The sequence below is a fragment of the Dyadobacter endophyticus genome, assembly GCF_014641595.1.
In the GTDB taxonomy this organism is placed as follows: domain Bacteria; phylum Bacteroidota; class Bacteroidia; order Cytophagales; family Spirosomataceae; genus Dyadobacter; species Dyadobacter endophyticus.
This window is the reverse complement of record NZ_BMIA01000003.1, coordinates 1,122,236-1,147,914: the sequence shown is the minus strand read 5'-3', so window position 1 is coordinate 1,147,914 and position 25,679 is coordinate 1,122,236. Positions and strand designations below refer to the sequence as shown.

At 49.7% G+C, this 25,679-nt stretch carries 18 protein-coding genes; 9 read left to right on the top strand and 9 right to left on the bottom strand.

The window, feature by feature from the left end; genetic code table 11:
* Positions 1-63: 63 nt before the first annotated feature.
* On the top strand, positions 64-432 hold the full coding sequence (locus tag IEY24_RS24525) for a Uma2 family endonuclease (protein ID WP_188937397.1): 369 nt from the start codon (positions 64-66) through the stop codon (positions 430-432).
* A gap of 15 nt (positions 433-447) precedes the next feature.
* Here IEY24_RS24525 and IEY24_RS24520 read toward each other — a convergent pair whose 3' ends face one another.
* From IEY24_RS24520 to IEY24_RS24505, 4 genes are all read right to left on the bottom strand, one after another.
* Complete coding sequence (locus IEY24_RS24520; RefSeq protein WP_188937128.1) at positions 448-1,353, bottom strand: SDR family oxidoreductase; 906 nt, start codon at positions 1,351-1,353, stop codon at positions 448-450.
* Between the two features lies 1 nt (position 1,354).
* Positions 1,355-2,062 (bottom strand): peptidylprolyl isomerase, encoded by a 708-nt coding sequence (locus IEY24_RS24515; RefSeq protein WP_188937126.1) that lies wholly within the window; start codon positions 2,060-2,062, stop codon positions 1,355-1,357.
* 5 nt (positions 2,063-2,067) lie between these two features.
* A complete protein-coding gene (locus IEY24_RS24510) occupies positions 2,068-2,664 on the bottom strand; it encodes a hypothetical protein (RefSeq protein WP_188937124.1) in 597 nt (198 codons plus the stop codon).
* 116 nt (positions 2,665-2,780) lie between these two features.
* Entirely contained in the window at positions 2,781-4,205 is a 1,425-nt protein-coding gene (locus IEY24_RS24505) for a BamA/TamA family outer membrane protein (protein WP_188937122.1), read from the bottom strand.
* A gap of 244 nt (positions 4,206-4,449) precedes the next feature.
* Between IEY24_RS24505 and IEY24_RS24500 the strand changes: the two genes are divergently transcribed.
* From IEY24_RS24500 to IEY24_RS24470, 7 genes are all read left to right on the top strand, one after another.
* Positions 4,450-4,647, top strand: a complete 198-nt coding sequence (locus IEY24_RS24500) for a hypothetical protein (RefSeq protein ID WP_188937119.1) — start codon at positions 4,450-4,452, stop codon at positions 4,645-4,647.
* A 296-nt stretch (positions 4,648-4,943) separates the two neighbouring features.
* A complete protein-coding gene (locus IEY24_RS24495) occupies positions 4,944-8,336 on the top strand; it encodes a SusC/RagA family TonB-linked outer membrane protein (RefSeq protein ID WP_188937117.1) in 3,393 nt (1,130 codons plus the stop codon).
* A gap of 37 nt (positions 8,337-8,373) precedes the next feature.
* Positions 8,374-10,017, top strand: coding sequence for a SusD/RagB family nutrient-binding outer membrane lipoprotein (locus IEY24_RS24490; RefSeq protein ID WP_188937108.1), 1,644 nt, complete (start codon positions 8,374-8,376; stop codon positions 10,015-10,017).
* 92 nt (positions 10,018-10,109) lie between these two features.
* Positions 10,110-11,405 carry a hypothetical protein gene (locus tag IEY24_RS24485; RefSeq protein ID WP_188937106.1) on the top strand — a complete coding sequence of 432 codons (1,296 nt, stop codon included), beginning with the start codon at positions 10,110-10,112 and terminating at the stop codon, positions 11,403-11,405.
* Positions 11,406-11,429: 24 nt separating this feature from the next.
* The gene (locus IEY24_RS24480; RefSeq protein ID WP_426292100.1) at positions 11,430-12,794 is read left to right on the top strand and encodes a PhoPQ-activated pathogenicity-related family protein; all 1,365 of its coding nucleotides are present in this window, start codon (positions 11,430-11,432) and stop codon (positions 12,792-12,794) included.
* Between the two features lie 48 nt (positions 12,795-12,842).
* Entirely contained in the window at positions 12,843-14,624 is a 1,782-nt protein-coding gene (locus tag IEY24_RS24475) for a purple acid phosphatase family protein (RefSeq protein ID WP_188937101.1), read from the top strand.
* 21 nt (positions 14,625-14,645) lie between these two features.
* Positions 14,646-15,488, top strand: a complete 843-nt coding sequence (locus IEY24_RS24470; RefSeq protein WP_188937099.1) for a glycerophosphodiester phosphodiesterase family protein — start codon at positions 14,646-14,648, stop codon at positions 15,486-15,488.
* A gap of 41 nt (positions 15,489-15,529) precedes the next feature.
* On the opposite strand, the gene IEY24_RS24465 is transcribed toward IEY24_RS24470, so the two are convergent.
* From IEY24_RS24465 to IEY24_RS24455, 3 genes are all read right to left on the bottom strand, one after another.
* On the bottom strand, positions 15,530-15,865 hold the full coding sequence (locus IEY24_RS24465; RefSeq protein ID WP_188937096.1) for a HepT-like ribonuclease domain-containing protein: 336 nt from the start codon (positions 15,863-15,865) through the stop codon (positions 15,530-15,532).
* Entirely contained in the window at positions 15,858-16,148 is a 291-nt protein-coding gene (locus tag IEY24_RS24460; protein ID WP_188937094.1) for a nucleotidyltransferase family protein, read from the bottom strand. The genes IEY24_RS24465 and IEY24_RS24460 overlap by 8 nt, the downstream gene beginning before the upstream one ends.
* A gap of 79 nt (positions 16,149-16,227) precedes the next feature.
* A complete protein-coding gene (locus IEY24_RS24455) occupies positions 16,228-17,514 on the bottom strand; it encodes a hypothetical protein (protein ID WP_188937091.1) in 1,287 nt (428 codons plus the stop codon).
* A gap of 153 nt (positions 17,515-17,667) precedes the next feature.
* Between IEY24_RS24455 and IEY24_RS24450 the strand changes: the two genes are divergently transcribed.
* Positions 17,668-18,891, top strand: a complete 1,224-nt coding sequence (locus tag IEY24_RS24450) for a DegT/DnrJ/EryC1/StrS family aminotransferase (protein ID WP_188937088.1) — start codon at positions 17,668-17,670, stop codon at positions 18,889-18,891.
* A 24-nt stretch (positions 18,892-18,915) separates the two neighbouring features.
* Here the strand turns inward: IEY24_RS24450 and IEY24_RS24445 are convergent, their stop codons facing one another.
* Together IEY24_RS24445 and IEY24_RS24440 are read right to left on the bottom strand one after the other, a co-directional pair.
* A complete protein-coding gene (locus IEY24_RS24445) occupies positions 18,916-19,431 on the bottom strand; it encodes a GNAT family N-acetyltransferase (RefSeq protein WP_188937086.1) in 516 nt (171 codons plus the stop codon).
* A gap of 1 nt (position 19,432) precedes the next feature.
* Positions 19,433-25,531 (bottom strand): alpha-2-macroglobulin family protein, encoded by a 6,099-nt coding sequence (locus IEY24_RS24440; RefSeq protein ID WP_188937084.1) that lies wholly within the window; start codon positions 25,529-25,531, stop codon positions 19,433-19,435.
* Between the last annotated feature and the right edge of the window lie 148 nt (positions 25,532-25,679).

Sequence of the window (25,679 nt, the reverse complement as noted above, 5' to 3'; positions counted from 1 at the left end):
ATTTAATCCGCGGGAAGCGGCGGCAGGCAGTTGGTCCTCATGAATATGTCCTGTGAAAATTGACTGCTGGTCGCCGCGCAGCCTTCGCGGCAAAATGGAGCTGCCCGTTCGCCGGACGTCGCCTGGATTAATAGTGAGAGGTGGAATGCACTGCCGGAATCCGAACACGAAAGATTCGCTCCTTTGTGTCCTGATTTTGTGATTGAAGTGCGTTCAAAAACGGATAGCATTATTTATTTACAGAACAAAATGCAGGAATATATGGCGAATGGTTGCCGCCTCGCCTGGCTGATAGACCGGTATGGAAAGAAAGTCTACATTTACGAACCCGGCTGTGCCATCATCGAGCATTCAGGCTTTGACATTCAACTTTCCGGGGAGCAGGTTTTTCCCGGGTTTGTATTGAATTTGGGTGAGATCGGAAACTTCTGAAATGCGAAATGCTATTCAACCTATTTGCTTAGCCAGCAACGCAATCCCTTCCCGAAACGAATGCGGCTCGTAGCCCAAAACATTCCTTGATTTCGTAAGATTGAATCCCGTGCGCGGAGGCCTGCGGGCGGGTTGGGTGAATGCTGATGCGTCGGTAGGCGAAATCAGCGAGGCATCCAGTCCGAAGTAGTCTGCGGTTGCGAGCGCCATTTGGTAGGGCGTCAGGAAATCCTTGCCGGAAATATGGTAAATACCCTTGGCTTCCTGGTCGGCGATGAGGAAGCAGCCTGATGCCAGGTCTTCGGCCAGTGTGGGCGTGCGGAACTGGTCGGTTACGACGTTGATCGCCTTGCCTTCTTCCAATGAATTTTTGACCCAGAGAATAATATTGCTCCGGCTCATATCGTGCGCGACCCCGTATACGAGCACCGTGCGGGCGATGGCCCATTCGATGTCGGAAGACTTGACTGCCTTTTCGGCGGCATATTTACTCCATCCATAAAAACTGATCGGGTTAGGGACATCTTCCTCACGGTAAGGCCCGGAAGTTCCGTCGAAAACGAAATCTGTCGAAACATGTTCCAGGAAAATGTTGTACTTCGCGCAGGCCGCGACCAGTGTTTCGGTCGCGGTTACATTCAGCTTCCAGCAGGCATCCTTCTCCGCTTCGCATTGGTCCACATTCGTCATCGCGGCGGTATGGATCAGCACGTCGGGGCGCTCGGTTCCGAGCACCTGATCGACGGCTCCGGGATCGGTAATATCCATTTCAATATACCGGTATCCCGCGCTGATCGGCAGCCGGTTCTTGCCTATTGCCGTAGCAACGGTTTCAATATGCGCTTTTGAAACCAGCAGTTCCACTAATTTTTGCCCCAGCAACCCGTTGGAGCCGGTGATCAGGATTTTCTTCTTTTCCAATTTAAGCTTCGTATTTCCAGCCGTATTTGCGGGTAATCTTCTTCTTTTTCATCTTTTTGACAGACACTTTCATCGAAATGTCTTTCTCCGGACGGTCGCGCTCGTCCTTATCCACGGATGCAATCTTGTCGAGCACATCCATGCCGTCGATCAGCTGTCCGAAAACGGTATACGCGCCGTCGAGGTGCGGGGTGCCGCCAACTGTTTCATATACTTTTTTCTGGGCATCGGTCAATTTGCGTGCCGCGCGTGCCGACTGTTTTTCAAGATCGGCCTTGCTCCATTTCCGGCCTTCTACAATATAAAACTGGCATCCGCTGGATTCTTTCGCTGGATTATTGTCGCGTGCGGCCGCTAAGGCGCCTTTTTGGTGGAATAATTTGCCATTGAATTCCGCCGGAACCTTGTAGCCGTTATCACCGCGGCCGAGCATTGCATCCGGCTTTGCATTACGTGATTCGGGATCGCCGCCCTGGATCATGAAATCGTCGATAACGCGATGGAAAAGTAGTCCGTTATAGAACTTATCCTTGGCAAGTTTGATAAAATTGGCTTTGTGTTTCGGGGTTTCATCAAAAAGGATGAAGCGCATCGTGCCCTTGTCGGTATTGATGGTGATTACCTCGTCTTTTTTAGACGGTTTCTGTGCACAAACATTCAGGGCAATGAGGCAGAGCGCGCCGAGTAGAATCGATCTTTTTGTTTTCATAGGTGTTATTTGGCGGCCAGAACGTTTTTGTCTGCCGGGAAGAATTGAAATTTCAAACCATAATCTTTCCCCTCCGAAACATCCTCCATATTCACTCGGACAGTCTTGTTGTTCCAGGTGATTTTTTTGGTTTCCTCTTTGGGGGAAGAATAGGTCTCGCTGAAATACTGCTTGCTGGCGTTCCAGAGCTGTTTTGTTGCCTCCGAACTGTTCAGGTAAACGTCGATCGTGATCTTGTTCACCTTTTTTTCCGGGGTCAGAAAATACTGTACATCGATCGTCTCCAACCGTGCCGTTTCCGAGGTATAGCCCAGATGGTCGGGCGTTTCTTCAAACATTTCGAATGTTTCCGTCGCTTTCACCTTTGTGAGCGGATCACCGAACGCAATACCCCGCAGGACCGTACCGGAAGGATTTTGCGCGGACGGGCCAAGGATCGTTTTCAACAATGCCGATTGATCGCTATTCAGATCAGCGGGGACAGGTTCGTGCAGGACAACGGAATCCGCTGCCGCTTCGTTTTTTTCATTCGTTTTAGTGTCGCAAGCTGATGCCAGTAATGCCATCATGAGCAATGCGATTCCATTTTTCAGCGTATTCATAAGTGTAGAGGTTGTGGCATTCGGTTTAAATAAGTTGAGAAATTATCGTGCCTTGCAACTAGTTCGAATATCGGTCAAATGCAATATATACATATTTACGGCTTGGGGAAATCTGGTTAAAATTCTCTCGAAAGGTTAAAAAAGAACCTCCGCTCGCCCAAGCCGTTCAGTGTGATATTGAATCGGGCGACAATGTTATAGAACGTCACAACATCGAGCCCGGCCCCGGCGCCATATAATGTCGAATTGCCGAGTCTCGTATTGCTGAACTCGGGATAGCTGTTTTTGACATAGCCGGCATCGGCAAAAGTGTTGATATAAGCTGCGAGTGGAATGGTATTGAACTGGCGGACGGGAATAAATGAAAAATGCTTTTGAATAGAGAAAAGCCTGTATTTCAGTTCGTTTTTGATCAATGCGTAATCCTGACCGTCGATCACGTAAAGCTCGTACCCGCGCACGAGATCATTGCGGTAACCGAGACCCACAGTTTGTGTATAAGGCTGGCGTTTCGGAAATGAAATCCGCCCACGCAAATTGGTGTTGAAAAACCATTTCTTGCCAAGCGGGATGAATTTTCGGTAGGAGCCATACAAGTAAAGCGTATTGACGTCGTCGGAAGCCAGTAGCCCGGTTTTGGAAATTTGCAATCCGGCGGTTTGGCCCTGCAGGGCATATTGCGCATTGTCGCGCTTGTCGTAACTGTAAGTGTAGGTCAATTGGAAATAACGTTGCCGTTTATCCCCATTCAGCAGGTAATTGGGGTTTAAAGCCGCTACCGTGTCAGAGATCGTCAGGTAGCTCCAACGGAGGTCAAGGGAATGAAATGTGTAGTATTTATTACGGCGTGTCAGGCTCACATAGGTAAAGAATCGCTCGCGGTTGATTTCCTCGCTGCTGAGGTATTGCAGCTTGTCCCGCCAGGTCCTGAATGCGGTGTTTTTGTTGATGGAATAGGAGGTCCCGACGGTAATCCCCGTTTTTTGAGCCTTATCGATGTACGGTAACGTATAGGCCAGCTCGAACTTTGGAATGAAGCCGAATTCGGCCAGGAAACGAAGCTTATCGGCCCGGCCTGTAACATTACCGTAGCTGAGGTATACGCCGTAAGTAGTGCGGGAAAGGTCCCGCTTTCGTTCGTACCACCATTCATTGAAATTGCGATCGGCGAGCTGGAAGACGGGGAGCATGATAAAGTACCAGCGTTCCTTTACCGCAATGAGGATATCGGTGTGCACCGAGTCGGGATTAGGCTTCGTGAGCAACTCCACGGTAACAAACAGATTGGTATTAACCACCTTCCTGCGGTCGATTTCGAGCTTTTCTTTGAGTGATTCTGCCGTAAGCGTATCGCCCCGATGGATCGCCATTTCCCGCATGATAATGCCCGTGCGGGTACGATGGTTCCCTTCCACCGTAACATCGCCCACGATCACATTGCCTGTACTATCGGCAACGACCGTCTGGCCGGAGGCAAAATGGGAAATCAGTAGGATAAAAAGCAGAAAGTAAATCTCCTGACAGCACTTCTTAGGGTTCATTCTTCACGATCCGGGTTTCGGTATAGAAACGATACTTCCTGTTAATATGATAAAATTTTAGCAAAAATAGGGGTTAGTGAAGAATGGCAACAATCAGTTGACAGAAATCGGGCTTTCGGGCGCTTATGTTTTTTATCGGCTTTCAAAAAAAGGAGCGCGACGGGATGAAAAATCCGTGTCGCGGGAGTAGTCTGTTATGGGGCTTTGCCAGTATCCTTGTCACATACCAAAACTAACTAACACCATGTCATTATCCCGTGCTGAAATTTTGATTAACAAGCTAATCAGCAACAAGATATCCGGGGACGAATTGGCGGAGTTGCTTGCAGGAATTTCCGATGACGAACGAGGTAAAAACTACTCCGACGCCCTCGAAATTTATTTCAACCGTTTGTTAAGGGAAAGCAGGCCCAACGGTGAAGCCGGGCCGAAGGATTTATAGCAGATTACAGATATTACCATTACTCACCCTCCTCTATCAATTGTTTGGTCAGAAATTAAAAAACTTAGATCCGTTAGAATAGCCCAAAAGACACCATTCCTAGTAACGTGAGCAGGATTTCAATCAGTTTTTCTCCCGGGAGCAAACCTTCCGGAAGTTGATCCGCCACTCACCTGATACCATGTTATTAATACCGCTGACACGGATTATATAAGTCTGTATTGTGTTCCAGTTTTTAACATAAATCTCTATTCCCAGTATCATGAACAGTGCCCATCACCTTAAAAACAAAAACTATGGATCCAAATTCTACTGCTAGTCTGCGAAGGTTGCTTTTATGCATTTTCGTGGCCGTTTTCCTCGTCGCTCCGGCGTTTGCGGGGAAAAATTTTGATAAGACGATTAAGGGAAAAGTTACTTCGAAAATAGATGGGGCGGCGCTTCCCGGTGTCAGCATTGTTGTGAAGGGCACCCAGGTGGGAACGTCTACCGACGCAGCCGGCAATTATTCGATCAATGTCAGTGACGCTTCGAAGGCCATTCTGGTCTTTTCCTACATTGGTCATGAAACCCAGGAGGTGATTGTGGGTAATGAATCGGTGGTCAATGTGGATTTGGCGGAAGGTGTCGAAACCCTTGGAGAAACCGTAGTCACAGCATTGGGTCTCTCGCGCGAAAAACGCTCATTGGGGTATGCGGTCGCGGAAGTTCAGGGAAAAGATATCAGCCGGGTAGCACAGGAGAACGTGCTGAACTCCCTGTCGGGCAAGGTTCCGGGTGTTACCATCAGCTCTACGGGCGGCACCGGTTCGTCGGTGAGTATGATCATCCGCGGTGCGACATCCCTCAGTAATGACAACCAGCCACTTTTTGTCGTGGATGGTGTCCCTATTGCCAACACCCTGAACAATATAAGCCAGGTAGGAAATGACAACCGCGTCGATTATGGAAATGCGATTTCAAATATTAACCCCGACGACGTAGAAAGCGTTTCGATCCTTAAAGGACCTAACGCGGCAGCGCTTTATGGTTCACGTGCAGGTCACGGGGTCGTGCTGATTACCACTAAAAATGGCAGCAAAGCGAAGAAAATGACCGTTTCTGTTAATTCCAGCACTGTTTTTGACAGACCTTACAAATACCTGAACATGCACAGCAAGTTTGCAACGGGTATTCTTCCTTTTACACCCGATAATAATCCTTACCCGGGCGGTGTGCTGCTTATCGATGAGGGTTCAGCCGGGGGCGTGGGGCCGGAACTCGATAAAGGGTACAAGGCGATCCAATGGAATAGCCCGAAAGACGCCAATGGTAAGCCCATTCCAACAGACCTCGTTTCGCACCCTGATAATGTAAAAAACTTCGTACGCACGGGTATCACCACGACCAATGGCGTTTCGATTTCCAATAGCAACGACCTCGTCACGTACCGTTTGTCATACTCAAACATGTCCAACCGGGGGATTATCCCGAACTCCGATCTTTTCCGGAATTCATTGAACATCAATTCGTCGGTCAGGCTAAGTAAAAAGTTGACATTGAGTACGAACATCGATGTCAGCCGCAACAATTCGAACAACCGGCCAGCAACCAATCGTGGTACGAACCCGCTGCAATGGGCATACGCTGTTTCGCCGCACATTGATATCAACGACCTGCGTAATTACTGGGTGCCGGGGCAAGAAGGCTTGAAGCAACTCTCGCAAGGTCCGGGCGCTTATAACAACCCATGGTTCCTGGCCTACGAGGTAAACAACAGCTTTGTTCGCGACCGTGTTTTCGGAAATGTGAAGGCTGACTGGCAGATTACCCCGCATTTGAGCCTTATGGGCCGTTATGCACTCGATACTTACCGCGAAGAGCGCCAGACCAAGATCGGCAATAGCTACACCAACGACAGCCGGGGCGGTTACGGGATAATTAACCTGTCGAGATTCGAGCGTAATGCTGACTTCCTTTTGACCTACAAGCGCGACATCAGCGATTTCAGTGTGTCCGTTTCGGGTGGTGGCAATACGCGCTATCAGAAAAATACAGACATGACTACGGCTACCAAAAACGGTACAGGGCTGATTATCCCGGGCCTGTATACTATGTCGAACATCGCTCCTGCGAACCTCTCTTACGGTAGCGCGATGTATGAAAAGGCGGTATTTAGTGTGTACGGATTGGCTAACCTTGGCTTCAAAGACATGGTTTACCTGGATCTGACGGCCCGGAATGACTGGTCGAGCACATTGCCAAAAGCCAATCGTTCCTATTTCTATCCATCGGCTTCATTGAGTGTTTTGTTAAATGAAATGTTCCCGATCGCGAACCAGATCAGCTTGCTGAAACTCAGAGGCGGTGTTGCTCAAGTTGGTAACGATACTAATCCTTACAGCTTGCTGGCAACGCTCGGCAATGCAGGGGCATGGGACGGCATCACACGTTTGTCGAAATCAGGACAAATTCTGCTACCCGACCTCAAACCCGAGATCGCGACTTCTTATGAATATGGCCTCGACCTGAATCTTTACCATAACCGCGTACGGCTCTCGGCCACTTACTATCAGGTGGAAAACCGCAACCAGATCATACCGACCAAACTTCCGGGATCCAGCGGGTTTACTTCAAAAAACATCAATGCAGGTTTGCTCGTGAGCAAAGGGCTTGAATTTACCCTGGGAGGTACGCCGATCGATAAGAATGGATGGCGCTGGGACATTAACGCCAACTGGTCGAAAAACCGGACCATTATCAAATCGTTGTCGGACGGTCTTGAATTCTACACCCTCTGGACAGACGCAAAAGGTGGCGCCTGGACCTATGTTGGGGACAAGATCGGTGATATTTACGATGCCGAGCTCGTGACAGTTCAGGATAAGAGTTCGCCTTACTACAAGTATCCGATCCTGGATGAAAACGGTTCGTGGCAATCGGTCAGCGCTTCCAAAACCCGCAATAAGATCGGTAATTTCAATCCGGATTTCACGATGGGGTTACAGACTTCCGTTTCCTACAAAGGGTTTAGCCTGAATATGTCGTTCGACTGGCGCCAGGGAGGCGACTTCGTGTCGCAAACATATCGCTACGGCGAATCGGATCTCAAATCCCAACGCTTCCTGGATAACCTGATCAATCCGAACGGAATGACGGGCGATCAGTTGCGCAACTACCTGGTTGAAAACAACAAAGTGGTTGTCAATGGAAACAAGTTCAATATCGTCGGCGGCCCTACCAAAGCATATGGAGGTTTCCCATTTGAGTACGGAGGCAACACTTACGACTACGCGGTGTTCAACCCGGGCGTGATTGCGCAATACAACGAAGCCGGCGAAATTACCGGTTATACCGAAAACCTGGGTGGCAAGGACACCAAGTACATTCCCTATGGCGACAACTACCCATGGGATTTCACCCGCGCGGCTACATTCGATGCTTCATTTATCAAGCTGCGTGAAGTGTCCCTGGGTTATGACCTGCCCTCTACGTTCGTGAAACGCCTCGGCCTTCAAAATGCCAACGTCGCTGTTTATAGCCGCAATATCATCCTTTGGACCAAAGCGAAAATCGGTATCGATCCGGAGCAGGCGTTCCAGCAAGAGTCGGGCGCACAGGCGGGTACCCAGTTCAAGCAGGGCATCGAGCGTTACAACGTTACTCCCTGGGTGATGCCGATTGGCTTCAAGATTGGTTTAACTTTCTGATACAGAATCATATAGTTTATTTTATATAAATATACTCATGAAAAAAAATCACAACAAGTTCGTCATCATACCGCTGCTGCTGGCGTGCATGATCTTTTCTTGTAAAGACCTGACGGAGATAAACGAAAACCCGAATGGTGTCGCACCGGAGTCGGTAAACCCGAACCTCGTGTTGCCGACTGTCCTGACGGAAGCCGCGAAACTTTATGTAAACCTGGGTTATCAGGACATTGCAGGCGTGGTGCAGCATACGCAGAAAGACGCGTGGTCGAGCGGGCACAACGATTATGATTGGGGCGGCGACCAGAGTTGGAATGCCTATTACGACGTGCTTCGCAACAACGACCTCGTTTATCAGCGGGCCGTTGCGACGAATTTCGAGTTTCACCAGGGCGTTACCCTGGTAATGAAATCGTTTATGTTCGGGCTCATCACCGATCTCTGGGGCGATGCACCCTACACCAATGCATTGAAAGGGGAGGCGGGCTCGGTAGCCGACATTCTGCCGGCATTCGATAGCCAGGACAAGATCTATGCGGGCATCATCGCAGACCTCGAAAAGGCTAATGCGCTGCTTTCCAAATCAAAGGCCGAGTATGAGGGGATTGTCGACAACGTGGATGTTTTTTACGGCGGAGACCCTGCTAAATGGCGCAAAATGGCTAATTCGCTGATGTTGCGTTACTATCTGCGCATTTCGGCCAAGCAGCCGGACATCGCCAAGGCGGGTATCGAGAAGATTGTCGCCAATGCGGCCCAATATCCGATCATCACATCCAATGCGGATGATGCCACAATGGGCTTTCCCGGCAACAGCGAAGCCGATTCATGGCCTGCCAACACCGTAAGCGACGCCAGCGGAAGCAATTACCGCCGCATCAAAATGTGCGCCACATTGGTAGAAAAATTGCAGACCTTGAAAGACCCGCGGCTCGGAATCTGGGCCAACAAGGTGGAAGTGCCGCTGGTAGTAGATCCGACACAACCAGCCGGAACGGACAAAATCGTAGACGGCAAGCGGATACTTTCGCCGGATAAAGTGAAGAATACACCAGTCGACACCGACCCTGAATACGTAGGTTTGCCGCCAAGTTTTTCAGCATTGCCATCGGCATACAACCTCAATCCGACCCCCGGACAAACGTCTTTCAACCCGCACGTGTCCTTTTTGAATGATATTTATAAGGCTGCAAAGGGCCCGTTGTTGCGCGCACGGCTGATCTCGGCTGCCGAAGTAAACTTCATCCTCGCCGAGGCTGCATTGAAAGGCTGGGCTACCGGCGTTGCAAAAGACCGTTACGAAGCCGGTGTGAAAGCATCGATGGAAACCTGGAAGGTAGGCGACAAGTATGCCGCTTATGTTGCTACGCCGGGTGTGGTTTTCGACAATACTTTGAAACAGGTCCTCGAACAGAAGTGGATTGCCAGCTGGACTGCCGCCACCGAAGCCTGGTTCGATTTCCGCCGCACCGGCCTGCCTGCGTTGAAAGCTGGCCCGGCAGCTAAAAGAGAGGTTTTGCCTGTGCGTTTCTACTACATGCAGGATGAGTTGCGCATCAACAAGGCGAATACCGAGACCGCGGTGAGCAAGCTGGAAGTTACTGGCTATTCACAGGCCGACAACGGCAACAGCGCCTGGTCTAAACAATGGCTTTTGCAAGGAACCGGCAAGCCGTGGTAGTCATATTTGTTTTAAGGTGAGTATTTAAAACCGGGACTGTCGGGATCATCCCACGGTTCCGGTTTAGTTTTAATATGTAAACCCATTTCAACATGAAAGTTAGGGCCATTGTATTTTGCTGTTTCTGCCTGTTTCTGAACCAGGTTACAGTTGGGCAGCATTTCAGGGCTGCGGCGGCTGTGCGGGTGATCACGCCCGATCCGCTGCTGCCGGTTTCGGGGGGCATTGGTACTCCCAAAAAAGCGACACAGAAGAATGGTGAACTGTACGCGAGGGCATTTGTGATGGAAAAAGGTGGAGTGCGGGTCGCAATTGTGAATGTGGATAACCTGGGGTGGCCGGCTGCATTAGGAAACAAGTCGCGGAAGCTGATAAAGGGCATCGCACCCGAGAACGTGCTCATAGGCGCCACGCATACGCATAGCGGGCCCGATGCTTATGGTTTTCCCAATGAAAAAGGTGAATCTTTCGCCGACCTTACCTACCTCGACCGGTGCGTACAGCAAATCGCCGATGCTGTGAATGAGGCCGTTGGGAAACTGGAAGATGCTTCGTTGAAAATCGCGGTAAGCGATGCAAAAGGGAAAATCGCCTACAACTACTATGCCGATCAGCTTTATGATCCCCGTTGCGGGGTGATCCAGGCAGTGGCAACCTCCGGAGTCAATAAGGGAAAGGCCATTGCTACGTTGGTCAATTACGCGGTGCACCCGGAAATTATCGGATCGGGCAGGGGCATTCTGAGCCCGGACCTTTGCGGGCCGCTGTACGATCGGATTGAGTCGCAGGGCGGCGGAACGGCCATTTTCATGAATGGCGCACAAGGCGGAATGGTAACGGCCGACAACCGCCTCGAAAACGGGAAAGAAGCCAGCGATTGGACTGAATGCAAAAGGATAGGCGAGCTGCTGGCCGACGAGGCATTGCGGATCGTGAAAGACGCGGCGGTGCAGGAAAACCCCGACGTTTATTGCGTTTCCCGCAGGATTGAGTTTCCGGTCGATTCGGAGATCATGCGTTATATCCTCCAAAAATCACCGATTAAAAATGAGATGGCCGGTGATAACCGTATTGTGACGCAGCTTAACCTGCTTAATATCGGTACCGCTCAGGTACTGACGGTGCCCGGCGAAGCATTGCCCAATATCGGGTATTATGTGAAAAGGAATATGAATACCAAACAACCGTTTCTTTTCGGACTCACGAACGACGCCTTCGGTTATATGCTTACGAAAGTCGATTTCAATAGCTTTAAAAGGTATGACTATGTGAGCCGCACAAGCCTGGGCGAAATGACAGGAGAGATTTATATCGAGCAGGCATTGAAACTAGTAAAAGACAGCCCTAAGTCGGCCGCATCCGTGCCGGCCACCACAGCGGGCAAGTAAACCGATTCTTCAAACCAAAACCGAGTGATCATGTTTTTGAAAATAGCCGTCAGGTCCGTTTTGTCCATGCTGCTGGCAATTGTGGCCATCGTGTTTGTGAATGCACAAAAAGTAACACCTGAAAATGCCCTGGAAAGTTATCTTAATAATGGCGACAAAACCTTTAAATGGGAGCTGAAAGAGACGTTCAAGCGCGACGATCTGACATTTTACCAAATACTCGTTACCTCGCAGAAATGGCGCCAGTTCACCTGGACACACCAGATGACGGTGATTGTACCCAAAGAAAACCGGCATGACGACGCGTTGCTCTTCATCACCGGCGGCTCCAATGCCGACGGACTGCCGAATTGGAACAGCAAAAAGGATGAAAAAATGTATGCCTCGCTCGGTGCGGTGGCTACTACGAACCATGCCATCGTAGCATTGCTGAAACAGACGCCCAACCAGCCGTTTTTCGACGATCTTACCGAAGATGCATTGATTTCCTATACTTTGCACAACTTCAAAAAGGATAAGGACTATACCTGGCCGCTGCTTTTTCCAATGGTGAAGAGCGCGGTGAAGGCGATGGATGCCGTGCAGCAGTTTTCTCAAAAACAATTGAAACATACCGTCAACAGCTTCGTGGTTACCGGGGCGTCCAAGCGTGGCTGGACCACCTGGCTTACGGGCGCTAGTGATAAGCGTGTGGAGGCGATCGCGCCGATGGTGATCGATGTGCTGAATATGCCGGTTAGTCTTGATTATCAGATCAAATCATGGGGCGATTACAGCGTCCAGATCGAAGATTATGTAAAACTGGGCATTCCGCAGTCGACCGGCTCGGCCGATGGGCAGGCCATTACGGCGATGATAGACCCCTATTCCTACCGCGCCAAGCTGACGATGCCGAAGATGATATTCATGGGAACAAACGATGAATATTGGGTGGTCGACAATATCAAAAACTATCTGGACAAGATCCCAGGGAAGAATATGCTGCATTATGTACCCAACGCGGGGCACGACCTCGGCGACGGCAAGCAAGCGATGGAAGCCCTGAGTGCATTCTTCGGGGCGACGATTAACAAACGGCCTTATACCGAATGCAAATGGAGCCAGTCGGTGGCCAACCGGAAAGTAAACCTGGACATTAAGGCTACGCCGGATGCATTGGTAGACGTGATCCTGTGGTCGGCCAACTCGCCCGACCAGGATTTGCGGAATGACACCTGGACGGCTCAAAGTTTGAAAATAAGTCAAAAGTCTAGCGTGAAAGTGACCGCAGAGTTACCGGCAAGTGGCTTCCGCGCATTTTATGTGGATTTAAAATATAAAACACCGCAGGGTGACACTTACACCGAAAGTACGAGGGTGTTCCTAACGGATAATAAGTCAGTTCTGTAAATCCCTGAAATAGATGTATCTATACCTGACGGGAAACTTAAAATAGCCATGATCAAAAACAAAAGAATGCGCTGGTGGGCCTTGCTATGCCCTGTTTGGATGTCTTTTTACGCGCTAAGCGGTGAACAACCCGAGAGAACGGTGAAGGAGGTGATCGATCGTGCGGTGACCAGGTTGTATGCAACTCTTACACCGACGCAGCTCGATACGATTTCTGATGCGTATATTCTGAGCGTTCTCAGCGAGCGTGACAAGGAAACGCTGGCGACGCGTTTCTGGACTTTCGAAGTGAGTGTGCCCGTAAGAGTGTCACTGATGCGGCATACCGGCCAAGCCGTGCCGCCTTTCTGGATACAAAAAAGCGGGTTCCGGAAAACACAGATGCTCGTTAAAAACGAAGAATATACTTACGAGGTCTGGCAGAAAGATTTCGAAAAAGGGGAGGTCGGGCTTGGTATCAATGGTTTTGACAAAGACCGGCCGGTTTATTTCATCAGCGTGGCGCCGCTCGACAAGGCCGAAAAATTGACCGTTTCGAATGTCATCCCCGCACAGTATGCATTAAGCACATTGCAAAAGGGGGCATTTACCTACCATGACTGGGATGGGTTGGTATTGACCGAAGTTCCTGAGGAATTGAAAGGCCAGACGCTCCTCACGACCGTGCGGGGACGCGCGCGCGAGGCGCATTTAGTAAATGCATTCAGAAGGACTTCGACGCCTTCCTCTGAAAAGCCCGACCAGGTAGTCATGACATGGAGCGGCGACCCCGCTACCACGGCGAATATTCAATGGCGAACCAGTCCCAAGGTGCTTAGAGGCAAAATAAAATATTGGAAACCAGGTGCTTCCGATACGCTTTTTACGGATGCTTCTGCATTCAATATGGAGGACAGGCTTTTACAGAACGACCGGTTCGTAAACCGCTTTACCGCGCAGCTTAAAGGGCTGAGCCCGGGCACTCTGTACCATTATTCGATCGGTACAGGGCAATTGCAATGGTCGGCGCCGGCGTCGTTCCAAACTGCCTCCGATCGTGTGAAAGACTTCTCGTTCATCTGGTTCGGCGACACGCATTATTCGCCTATCTGGGGTGATATGGCGCAAAAATCGATCAAACGGCATCCTGAAATCGCTTTCTTCTCGATCGCCGGCGACCTGGTAACAACCGGCTTGCACCGCGACGATTGGGACCAGCTTTGGGCACACGCCGGCCCGACGTTCAGCACGCGGCCATTGATGCCGGTGCCTGGTAACCACGATAGCCAGGACGGGCTGGGCGCAGCGATGTACAAAGAGATGTTCAGCCTGCCGGAAAACGGCCCCTCGGGCCAGCCTTCTGAAATGACCTATGCATTCAATTATCAGGATGCATTGTTCCTGATGATTGACGCCACGCTTTCGGTGCCTCAGCAAAGTGCGTGGATTGAAAATCAGCTTAGGAATTCGAAAGCCAAATGGAAGTTTGCGATGTTCCATTTTCCGCCCTACAACTTCGAGGAGCCGTATGACGAGATCAAGCGCGAGTGGTGTACGCTTTTTGACAAATACCACGTGGATATGGTCATGAGCGGGCACATGCATTACTACCTGCGCACCAAGCCGATGTTTAATGAAAAAGAAGTTGCCAGCCCGGCGAAGGGGACGATTTACCTGATGTCTATCAGCATTCCCGGCAAGCAGGTGCGCTGGCCGAAGGAGGATTATGCCCTGGTAAGATATAAAGACGGCCCGCTTTATCAGCACATATCCATCAAGGGAAACACGCTGCATTACAAATGTTACAATCCCGAGGGCGAGATCAAGGACCAGCTGACGATTACGAAGTAGTATTTCATAATTTCAATTATAATGACCCGCATTACAGTATCCGCGATTCTATTACTATTTGTTGTTTTTAAAACCCATGCGCAAGTCCGACCGATCAGAAAGGAATTTTTGGGCCCAACGTCGAAAAATGTGCTGGTTGCATCGCACCGCGCGGTGCACCATCAACTACCCGAAAACTCGCTGCCTGCGATCAGGGAAGCAATCAGATTGGGCGTCGATATTGTAGAAATTGATGTGAAAGTAAGTAAAGATGGCATTCCAATGCTCATGCACGACGGCAAGGTTGATCGTACGACAACGGGTAAAGGCAATCTTGAAACACAGACTTTCGATGAACTCCGGAAATTACGGCTCCTTTCGAATGGTAAAGTGACGGAAGAAACAATTCCCACGTTGGAGGAAGCCTTACAAGTGGCCAAAGGGCGCATTCTCGTCGATCTTGACCTGAAAACGGAACAAATCGATAAGGTAATTGAGGTGGTGAAAAAAGCCGATGGCAGGGAATTTGTGTTCTTCTTCGATAGCGACTATGAAATTCTTTCTAAGGTCGACGACGCTTCTAAAAAGTACATGCTCATGCCGCGGGCCTATTCTCAGGCCATGGCCGATTCTGCGTTGACGCGCTTCAAACCGGAAGTTATACATATCGATTCGAAATTCTACACGCCCGAAGTCACCAGCCTGATTAGGAACAAGGGTGCGAGGATCTGGATCAATGCATTGGGCGCCCCGGACGAAGAAATCAGAAAAGGCAATGTCAGCGAAACGTTGAAAAACCTCACGAAACAAGGAGCCAATATCATCCAGACCGATGAACCGGAGAAGATGATCCGGGGGTTACGTGAGCTTGGGCTGCACCGATGAAAACAAAAGCCATTCCGGGAAAAACCGGAGTGGCTTTTTGATTATAAATGTAAAGTGCTTAATTCTTCCAGCAAATGAGGTAAATAGTTGGTTTTGATCTCCCAGACAATCGCATAGTCGATACCAAAATAGTCGTGGACGATTCGGTTTCTGAAACCCCTGATCTTATGCCAGTCAATAGTTGAATGCAGATCTCTGAATTCCTCTGGTAAGCGATTCGCGGCCTCGCCAATTATTTCGAAGTTTCTGATTACGGCGTCAATCGTCTTATCATCGTTGATGAACTCGTCAAATGATTGATCCTGCGTGTAAGTAAGGATTTTTTTTCCGCTCTCAAGAATGTCCTGAACCAGTAGTGACGATTTGCGGCTAGACATAGATTATTTCGGGAGCGATTTCTTCATAGTATCTCGGTTTAACTCCATTTTTAGAAACCAAGTCGACAGATTTGCCAATGCGGTCTTCGATCAAGTCGGCGAGCTCAATGAATTCGACACCCACTGGTTGGCTGAAATCCACAATAATATCGACGTCGCTGCTCACGGTAAAATCATCCCGAACGATTGAGCCGAACAGGCCGATGGAACTTACGTGATATTTATCCACAAGCTCCGGTTTTAGCTTTTTCAATATTTGAACAATGTCTGACAGCGCGTCCATTCGAATTTTTTTGCATACTAATCTAACTCTTTTTACTACTAAAACGGAGCCAGCCGTAAACTAATTTCAGTCTGTACCATTACTCAAACCGCCTGTTAGCCCCATTCAATTCGCCGTGCGTGCTGATGGCGACGGCCGTGAGGATGGCGAAAATGGCGATGATGAACGCGAAGTTGATCGCCCAGCGGCTGAGGTTCAGTCCGCGGTCGGAAAAAGAAGCCTGTGTCTTTTTGACCAGGAAACCCAGTATAGCGACGTTCAGGATGTAAAGGTATTGCTCGATACGGTACAAGCTCATGAACGCACAGGTAATGAGGATGCTGTAAATCGTGTACAAACCCAGATTGAGAAAGAAGAACAGCTGGATTCCCTCGTACCGCAGCTCAGAAAGCGGAGCATTTGACCGGATATAATATTTAAACACACCATAGGCGGCAAAAGACAGCACCAGTAACAATGCTATCCATTGAATGTAAGTTGTAATTCCGGCTGCATCGGCGAGTGGGTCGAAGCTCCGGATCGTTTCAACCAGCCTTTCTGTTTTGAACGATTGATCCCAGACGATGAAGGGGATAATCAACGTCAGAATAACAATCGGGGCCAGTAAGCCGGAGCGCGAGGCTTGTGCGTCGGTGGTTTCCCATTCGGATGTGAAAGTGCCATAAGCCATTCCCACACCGCCAAAAAAGCCGATCGAATATTCCATAACGTTCCAGAAATTGAAATGAATGCCGGAAACGTTTCCCATTACCTGTAAAAAGTTGCCGAATGCGAATCCGAACCCGCCGCCCAACCCAGCGAAAATGGACAGTCTTATAGCCGAATGTTGCTTGTGGCGGATCATATACCAGAACAGCGCGACGGCCATCCCGAGACAGGCTGCCCAGGCTTCCGAGCGTGGAGGGGTCATGAGCCAGCCGAGCTGTTCGATCAGAAGATAGTAAAATAGGATCGCGCCAGCGGTCATTTCCGTGATCAGCTGCGACCATCGCACGGGCTTTTCGCGGGAAGAGGCCAGCGTAAGGCCGAAAAGCCCGCCGCCGATCAGCCCGAATAGTCCGCCGATAATGCCGAGCATCAAAAATCCGTAATATACATTCCCGAATTCGAGCCCGCGCGCAAAACCAACCACTTTGCCGTAGCTGATAATGCCGCCTACGCCCCAACCGGCAGCCGAAGCCAGTGCAAGTTGGAATGCTTTGGCATACCAGTCTTTGCGTTTGGCGATGAGGACGATGCTTAATCCGTCGATGCCACCTGCCCAGGCGGCCCCTTGTTCGTGCCCAAACTGGCCGCGTATGGCCCAGGCCGTGCCTAATGACATGCCTGCAACAAGCAAGGCGTAAAGTAGTTGTCTGTTATTCATGAATGCAATGCGACTATGGGTTTGTGGGATAAATACTGGATAGTCGTTGAAAAAGACTATAATCGAGCTGCTGGCTGACAGGAAATAGCCCGATTCCTTTCTCCCATAGTATTTCCATTAAAACTTGCCACGACATTTCAGGAATACCATACCATGAGCAGCAAAAAGGAACAACTAGCGATTTACGGCGGACCCAAAACCCTCGACAGGACATTTCCATGGCCGATTTACGATGAAAAGGAGGTGAACGCAGTTGCAGCCGTTGTCGCGAGCGGCAAATGGGGCAACCCTGATTGCGGCGATGAAGTGGAGCGTTTCGAACGTGCATTTGCAGCATATTGCGGGAGCAAGTATGCCATTACCTGCGTAAATGGCTCGGTTTCACTCCGGCTGGCATTGATGGCGTGTGGCGTGAAACCGGGCGACGAGGTGATTGTTCCGCCTTATACGTTCATTACCACGGCTTCTACGGTGATCGAATGCAATTGTGTGCCTGTTTTTGTGGATATCGATCCCGAAACTTACAATATCAGCCCGTCAGCCATTGAAGCGGCCATTACCCCGCGCACGAAAGCGATCATTCCGGTGCATTTTGGCGGGCTGGCCTGCGATATGGACGCGATCATGGACATTGCGCAACGACACAACCTCAAAGTGATCGAGGATGCTGCGCACGGGCACGGGGCGGAGTACAAAGGCAAAAAACTAGGCTCTATTGGTCACGTGGGCAGTTTCAGTTTTCAATCTTCCAAAAACCTGACCTCCGGCGAAGGCGGCATTGTCATTACCGATGACGATGAGTTATACGCGACCATGCATTCCCTGCGCAACGTTGGGCGGATCGAAGGCGGGCAATGGTACGAGCATTACAATCCCGGGTGCAATTACCGCATTACCCAAATGCAGGCCGTGCTGCTTACGGAACAGCTCAAACGCCTGGAAGAGCAAACCCGCCGCCGGAATAGTAATGGGTTGTATTTGAGTGGTTTGCTGGAAAAAATAGAGGGGATATTCCCTCTGAAACGCGACGAGACCATTACGCTGCACGGTTATCACATCTATATATTCAAATACGACGCGACGAAGTTTAGCGGCCTGCCCAAAAGTGAATTTGCGGCAATGCTCGCTGCCGAAGGTGTGCCCAGTTTCAAGGGTTACCCACATCCGCTCTACAAGCAGCCGCTTTTTCAGAATAAAACTTTCATGTGCTACGCCATTCCCGATAGTGCAGATTACAGCCGGACGTTCTGCCCCGTGGCCGAACAGGCCTGCGATACCGACGCCGTCTGGATCCTCCAACATGCAATGTTGGGCGAAAAAGAAGACATGGAAGCTTTTGCAAGCGCAGTTTTGAAAATTCAAGAGGCAGTCAGCTAATAGCGATGCCTTCTGAGTGGCGCATTATAGCTCCCGACGCATCATAATGTCGGTCTGAATATCGTCCCCGAGTTTGAAAAGGTGTTTGTCGAACTCCACAAAACCATTCCGTTTGTAAAAGCCGATGGCCTTTTTATTCTCTTCCCACACGCCCAGCCACACGTACGCGTACTGGTGCGTGCGAGCGATCTCGATGGCTTTGTCATAAAACAGCTGCCCGATTTTCAGTCCCTGCCAGGCTTGGAGGACATATATCCGCTCGATTTCCAATGATGTACTGTCTTTCAGCTCGCTTTGGGCGGGGCCGTGGTTGATTTTGAGATAACCGATCAGCTTACCGCCGTCATAGGCAAGGTGAAATTCTGAAAACGGATTATTCAGTTCAGACGCTACTCTTTCCAGACTGAAACCGGTTTTCAGGTAATGAGCCATGTTTTCCTCCGTATTAACCGAAGCAAACGATTCATAAAAAGTATCTATCCCGATTTGTCTGACGGTGTCCAGATCGTCGATGGTAGCTTTAACGAGTTGTATTGACATATTACTTGCTGGGTAATGCTTTTAATCTGACGCCCTCGCTGTGGGCAGTGAATTCCGGCGCGTACATGCATTGGATCGTGGTGATACCATTGCTAAAATCGCCCTCATGTGTTATAAAAAGCGGATATTCGAACACATAAGTTCCTTTTCGCAATGCATTGAAGAAGAAATTGGTGCTGGCGTCGCGCGTGCTTTCGTAGTAACCCAATCCTCCCTGCCAGTGGTAGCCGCTCAGCACGTTCACCGGTTCGAGGCCGGATGCGCGCATGTCTTTCATATGCACATATTCCATATCCCGGTCGACGCGCAGTTCGATGCGAACCTTTATTTTGTCGCCCACCTTCACGGTAGCGCCTTCGCGTACGGGTGAGAGTACCGGGCCGGAATCGCTGTTCGTTTCTACAAAAAGCTGTTTGGAGAGTTTTAAGGGCGTTTCTGCGAAGGTGATTTTATCGAGGTCTTCGAAGTATTGCCAGTAGACGGCGCCCCAGCCGGGCAGTTGGGAAGATGCTGCGTTGCCATTTACAATAAGGTCGATATTGCCCATTTGTGCCGTTATGCCTGTACCGATGGTCTGTTTAAAGTAACCTGTACCGCTCTCTGTTTTTTGGTCCGTTGAACTGACCTCGGTATTGCCTACACGGATTGTGGCTTTCGGAGATTCGGCCAGCCAATCGCCTCCATTCATTAGCAGGGCATAGCAAGCCTCCGCGGTCGCTTTGGTACTCTCCCAGCTATTAGTCTGCTTGTTTTTCAGGAGCCAGGTTTTAAGGTCCGCCACTGTCGACTGGTCATTACCGATTTCTTGAAATGCTTCAATAAGCAAAGCTTGGCGCTCAATGGGCGCCTCATGCCACCACCATCCCCGTTGGTTGGTTTTCCAGTACATACCCAATTCTTCATGACGGACTGCCGTTTGTCGCAATGATTCGAGGATCTGATTAGCCGTTTTTGGGTCCTGCGTGCGATGGCATATCAAGGCCGTCATGCCCTGAAGGAATTTAGATTGAGAAACCCAGGTAAGCCTGGCACGATCGCGGTAATATTGAAAAGCCTTTTGTGAACCAGCGGGAATAGGATTCTTGAAAAAACTCCTCGCATAAAGATATTGCAGTTCGCCCGGGCCTGGGACATACTGTTTCAGATCCGATTTAGATTTGATCAGCCTGTCGTAATCCTCCTTGATCCGCTTGTCGAGATAAGGCAGGGCCTTTTCCAGGATCGCATTAACATTTTCCAGTTGTGAAGAATGCAGCGCATTGATTTTCTGCAAATGGGCAATTCCTGTAACGATGTACTGGGTAATGTAGCGATCGTCCGGGCCGCCTTTGAACCACACGAAGCCGCCGTTAGGGCTCTGCATTTCCTGTAATTTGCGCATGCTTCCATTCAGCTCGTTCTCCATTCTGACGAGGTCGAAGAGCAATGCAATATTCCTTTTTTGCTCCTCTTCGGATTTTGAAGCCAATACCCAGGGTGTTTCCTGAATAAGCAGTGATTTCAGTTCCTGATTTTTTTCAAGGTTGCTTTGCAAGGCATCCGTACCCTTCCAAGATTTGAAAACCGCGGCAATCCTGGGCGAAGCATTCACAATATGCGAGGCCAGGGAGTTGGCATAATAACGGTTCCAGGTTTGCTCGGCGCATTCGTACGGATATTCCATTAAATACGGCAGCGACTGTACCGCGTACCAGGCCGGGTTGCTGCTGTATTCGACTGTTACCGACTGGTGGGTTAGCGTAGTCGATCTGGCCGAACCCAGGAGTTTTTCAAGTGTAAAGTGCTTCGTGCCGCTTCCTCTTATCGATATGGGCATACTTTCGGTAACCAGCATCCGGTTGGGAAGAACGGGCAGTATATTCTCTTCACCATCAGAAAGATTGCCAGCTTTGGCAACCGCCCGCCAGGTCAGCATTTTATTAAAACCTTTGGGTATTTCTAATGAAAAAAGGGTGGTACTACTTTGTCCGGCTGCGATGGTAAACTGTCTTGAAGACTTGTCGTTTTTGAAAAGTTTATCAAGCGGTTCATTGCTTTCCGCATCGGATAGAGACAAAGATACTTCCCCATTCACTGGCGAACTGCTCAGATTCGCCACTTTTACCGGAAAGCTGATCCGATCCCCCTCCCTCAGAAAGCGTGGGGCATTGGGCTGGACCATGAGGTCCTTCTGCGTGATGATCTCTTTGCTGCTGTAACCCATTGCCAGTTCCTGCGTATGGGCGAGCGCCTGGAATTTCCACCTGGTAAGCGCCTCGGGCAGCGTGAATGAGAAGGTAATGTTGCCCTCGCTGTCGGTTTTCAGATCGGGGAGGAAGAAGGCAGTTTCGTTGAAGTTGGTACGAATGGGTGGAGCCGCATTGTTTGGCGGGGTGTTTTCACCTTTACCGGTTTTGGGTTTTTCCTGGTCTTGCCTGACGTCATTGCCTTCGCCTGCTTTCATCGCGATGGTTGTTTCTTCTACCTCTGATTTATCCATCTTCATTGGGGCGGCTTGTGGCATGGGCTCTGCTACTGAGCCCTTAACTGCCATTCGCATAAGCCTTGAACGCCCACCGCCTGCTGCACTCATAGGTCTTCCTTCACTATATATCCCCAACCCCTGAAATAATACATCGTATCTTTTGTCAAAAGACTTGTATTCTCCATACTCGGCATACCGGATATCCGCATCTGCCGACCGGAAGTTGCCGTTGTCGGCCCAGTATTTCAGGCCGATTCGTTCGCGCCAGATGTTAGGTTTCATCCATTGATGCGGGTAAAACTGATCCAAAGACGCGTCGTACATACTACCCAGCATTTCTGCAGCCACTTTTTCTTTCTGATAACCGCTGATTTTTACCTTCCAGGTTTCCTTGCTGCCTGGCAGTGTTTTGTCACGGAATGTTTGATATTCAATTTTCAGCTCTTTGTTTGTCCACGGTACTATGATGGTTTCCATGTAAGTGTGCACACGGTTGTGCTTGACGAACATGTAATCCACTGAATAGCCCCCACGGTCTGCTTCCGAAGCGGTATAGTCGAATCTCCTTACTTCATCATTTAATGTTATGTAGGAGAAATCCTTCGACGCCGATTTTCGATTGCTGCTGGTGATCAGAAATGCCTTTTCGGCGGAGGTACCCAATGCGTAGTGTCCATTGTCGCCTGGTTCAATAGCCTTGCTGTGCGTGGGAGCGAAATACTGAGGGTGAGTCAGTTTTTTGGCATTCGGATCAGTTAACTCGATGAACTTTATGTCGGTGAGTTTTTCTCCAGCGGCATTCACGGTGCTGATCTGAATTTTGTAAAAACCGGCAGGAAGCGCAAAATCTGAAACCGGGATTTCGGTATCCGGACTGAGGCTGACCGTTTTGCTCACGCCAGCGCCAATTACCTCCCAGTTTTCCATTTCTGTTTCTTCATCGTACTCGTCGTTTGGAAAACTGGCCGTGTACGCATCTTTGGTCATGACAAACAGGTCGGGCCGTTGCCAGAAACGATTCCTGATCAACCTTTTTTCCGGTATGATCCGTTCGATCCGGATCGTTGCATCCGCAGGAACGAATGCTCTGGCCAGGTTTTCGGTGCGGACTGACAATGATTTGAACCGGCTGATATCCAGCTTTGCAGGGATATCGGCTTGCAGCACATAGGATTTATAACTGACCGAAATCTGCGTCTGCGAGCTCCGGGTCTCTCCATTGCTGTCAGTTACATCCGCGTAGACGGTGTAATCAAACACCGGGTCCGTTTTAGGGTCGATTTTCAGGTCGGGAATGGCTTTAAAGTTAACGTGGAATGTACCGTCAATACCCGTGACGGTGTCGCCGTGCGCAATTTCCATTGGCTCCGTCGGTTGCCACCAGCGTTTGACCAGCCACGGATAGATTATCCGTGGCGTGCGCACGACCCGGTATTTCACTGTCGCCCCATCGATCGCATTTCCGGCGTAGGCCAAGGCCTTACCTGTTACTTTAATCTGCTCATTAACCTTGTAACTGGTTTTTAATGTATCAAACCCGACGGCAAACCGGGGGCGTTTGTATTCCTCCACACGGAAATCAGCCCTGTACTCATCCCGAATCTGTATATAGACATTACCGGTGAGCCCGCCTTGCGGAATGTTGAATGAGCCTGAAAAACTGCCAAATGCATTGACGTGATGCTTCGTTTCAGCAACATGCTCTGCATTCGCATTATAAAGTGTAACGGTAAACTCCTCCCGCTGGTCGTTGAGCACACTGTTACCCTTTCTGACGATGCCTTTGTAATAAACCGTCTGGCCGGGGCGGTACAAACTGCGGTCTGTGAAAAGGTATGCTTGCACAGTATTTTTCTCCTGATCCTCCGTTTCCTCCGCGTTATAATAGTAGCGGTCGTTGTTTTCTTGCAAAAAGAGCCTGTCCTGCTGATAAGTGATTTCGAACAGCCGTTGCTTGTCTCTCTTGCTTTTGGGCGGCGACGGCACCTTGAAATGCCCGGATGGATCGGTAGTAAGTCGCGCTCCTTTATTGCTGACGTAAGCCCTTGTATTATAGTTGTAGCTTTTTTCCCACAACTGCACTGTTGCCCCTGGCAGAGGCTGACCGTTATCACGGTTCAGGACAAAGAAGTCGTCTTCCTTTTGGACAAAACTGATGTCGGACACGTAAAACAACGTAGCCCCGAGCACTGCTTCACTATTTTTAAAACCCGGATCGGAGCTGGCCAACAACACGTATTCGCCGGAGGGTAAGCCATCGGATTTTACTTCCACAGCATGTTCCTGATGGTCGTTGGTTTCAGGAAGTGATTGTTCCCAGGCACGCAACGGTTGCGCACTGGTCAATCGGGGCCATTTTGCATTGTTATCATCCCGTTCCAAACTGTTTTTGATCAGATCGACCGCCTTCACGACCCGCAAAAACAACTTGCTGAAATTCTTATACTTCACCAGCATCCGAAACGGTTTGCCGACAACATTCACATTCTCCACTGAAAAGTAGAGGCTTTTGCGGGTAATCTGTTTGGCAAGATTGAATGCATTAATGCCTCCTTCCGTCTCCGGATTCTCCCGGGCGATTCTTTGACAGACTTCTAATGCCTTCACACGCTCAAAGCGAATCGTCGAATCAGCCCCAGGCTTGTAATTATCCGCCTTTTCATTCAGATATGCCGCTTTCAGGTACCAAGCCTGCGCAGCCGCCGGAGTCGATTGGTACTGGTCCGCAACGTGGCTTACCGCCATCAAATAAAGCTCGTCCTTATCCGGATGCACCGATTTCTGCCGCACATATTGCAACCGCGCCAGATCCACGTCGATCAATGCGCCCGGGTCCTTGTCTTCCAGGTGAAATGCGATCAGTTTCTGATAAAGTAGCAGCGCATGATGTTCCAGCGAGGCCGAATCTTTTGTTTCAAACTTTCTGTGTATGAAATCCGCAGCCGGATCAAACGCCGCCGCCTTATTGATTTCGAATGCATAGGCAGGCTTTTTGATGTTTCGTTCATCCGAAGAAAAATAATCCAAAGCCCTGAATGCGAGGAGATCGAACAGCGTCGGACGTAGCTTGCGCATGTTGCCTTTGGTGATGATAGCGTCGTAGTTATCGAGCTTTGTCTTTTTCAGAACAGCTTCGTCCTGAATCGATTCGAGAAACAATGCACCTATTTTTTGATGAAAATCTTCAGTACCCCAGGTCGCAATATCAGCCTTGTCGAAGGTTACGGTGGCTGTCCGGTCGTACAATTGCCAGCGAACTGTCTGGTAGTAAGCGTAATACTCCGAAGCCACCAGGCTCATCAGGATTGATCGCGCCGGGCCTGTGCTTGCAGCCACTTCCTGTTCCAGCTCCTTGATAGACGCAATGGCGTTATTTTCGCGGTTTTCGGTCTGCAATTGGGTCATATACACAGCCGCTTTAATCAACTGGGCATCCTGTTTTTCCTTCTTTGCAAGTCCATAGATTTTTTTCACTTGTTCAAGGGCGTCCTTGCTAAGTCCTTTGCCGGCGAGTTCATCGACTTTTTTCCATTCTGCGGCGTAATTCTTGACCGGGCTTTGTCCGTAGGTGTGCATAGTTAACAATAGGATAATGGTGATGATCAGGTAGTAACCGGTGGTGTACGCTATTTTCATCGCGTGAAGAGTTTGGTTTGTGATGATTTGATAAAGATAATAAATCGCCGCAGCGCCAAAAGCGGCATTGAGCAGCCGGAATACGTCATTCAGCAAACAACCGGGGAAAGCCTTGCCGTGCAGAAGTATAAAACATCTACATTGCCTC

What these genes read in the sequence shown, in the direction of transcription:
- IEY24_RS24460 (WP_188937094.1), bottom strand. Translation starts at nt 16,148, where the DNA reads ATGGACGCGCTGTCAGACATTGTTCAAATATTGAAAAAGCTAAAACCG.
- IEY24_RS24500 (WP_188937119.1), top strand. Translation starts at nt 4,450, where the DNA reads ATGTCATTATCCCGTGCTGAAATTTTGATTAACAAGCTAATCAGCAAC.
- IEY24_RS24495 (WP_188937117.1), top strand. Translation starts at nt 4,944, where the DNA reads ATGGATCCAAATTCTACTGCTAGTCTGCGAAGGTTGCTTTTATGCATT.
- IEY24_RS24445 (WP_188937086.1), bottom strand. Translation starts at nt 19,431, where the DNA reads ATGTCAATACAACTCGTTAAAGCTACCATCGACGATCTGGACACCGTC.
- IEY24_RS24490 (WP_188937108.1), top strand. Translation starts at nt 8,374, where the DNA reads ATGAAAAAAAATCACAACAAGTTCGTCATCATACCGCTGCTGCTGGCG.
- IEY24_RS24515 (WP_188937126.1), bottom strand. Translation starts at nt 2,062, where the DNA reads ATGAAAACAAAAAGATCGATTCTACTCGGCGCGCTCTGCCTCATTGCC.
- IEY24_RS24440 (WP_188937084.1), bottom strand. Translation starts at nt 25,531, where the DNA reads ATGAAAATAGCGTACACCACCGGTTACTACCTGATCATCACCATTATC.
- IEY24_RS24510 (WP_188937124.1), bottom strand. Translation starts at nt 2,664, where the DNA reads ATGAATACGCTGAAAAATGGAATCGCATTGCTCATGATGGCATTACTG.
- IEY24_RS24470 (WP_188937099.1), top strand. Translation starts at nt 14,646, where the DNA reads ATGACCCGCATTACAGTATCCGCGATTCTATTACTATTTGTTGTTTTT.
- IEY24_RS24485 (WP_188937106.1), top strand. Translation starts at nt 10,110, where the DNA reads ATGAAAGTTAGGGCCATTGTATTTTGCTGTTTCTGCCTGTTTCTGAAC.
- IEY24_RS24505 (WP_188937122.1), bottom strand. Translation starts at nt 4,205, where the DNA reads ATGAACCCTAAGAAGTGCTGTCAGGAGATTTACTTTCTGCTTTTTATC.
- IEY24_RS24475 (WP_188937101.1), top strand. Translation starts at nt 12,843, where the DNA reads ATGATCAAAAACAAAAGAATGCGCTGGTGGGCCTTGCTATGCCCTGTT.
- IEY24_RS24465 (WP_188937096.1), bottom strand. Translation starts at nt 15,865, where the DNA reads ATGTCTAGCCGCAAATCGTCACTACTGGTTCAGGACATTCTTGAGAGC.
- IEY24_RS24450 (WP_188937088.1), top strand. Translation starts at nt 17,668, where the DNA reads ATGAGCAGCAAAAAGGAACAACTAGCGATTTACGGCGGACCCAAAACC.
- IEY24_RS24455 (WP_188937091.1), bottom strand. Translation starts at nt 17,514, where the DNA reads ATGAATAACAGACAACTACTTTACGCCTTGCTTGTTGCAGGCATGTCA.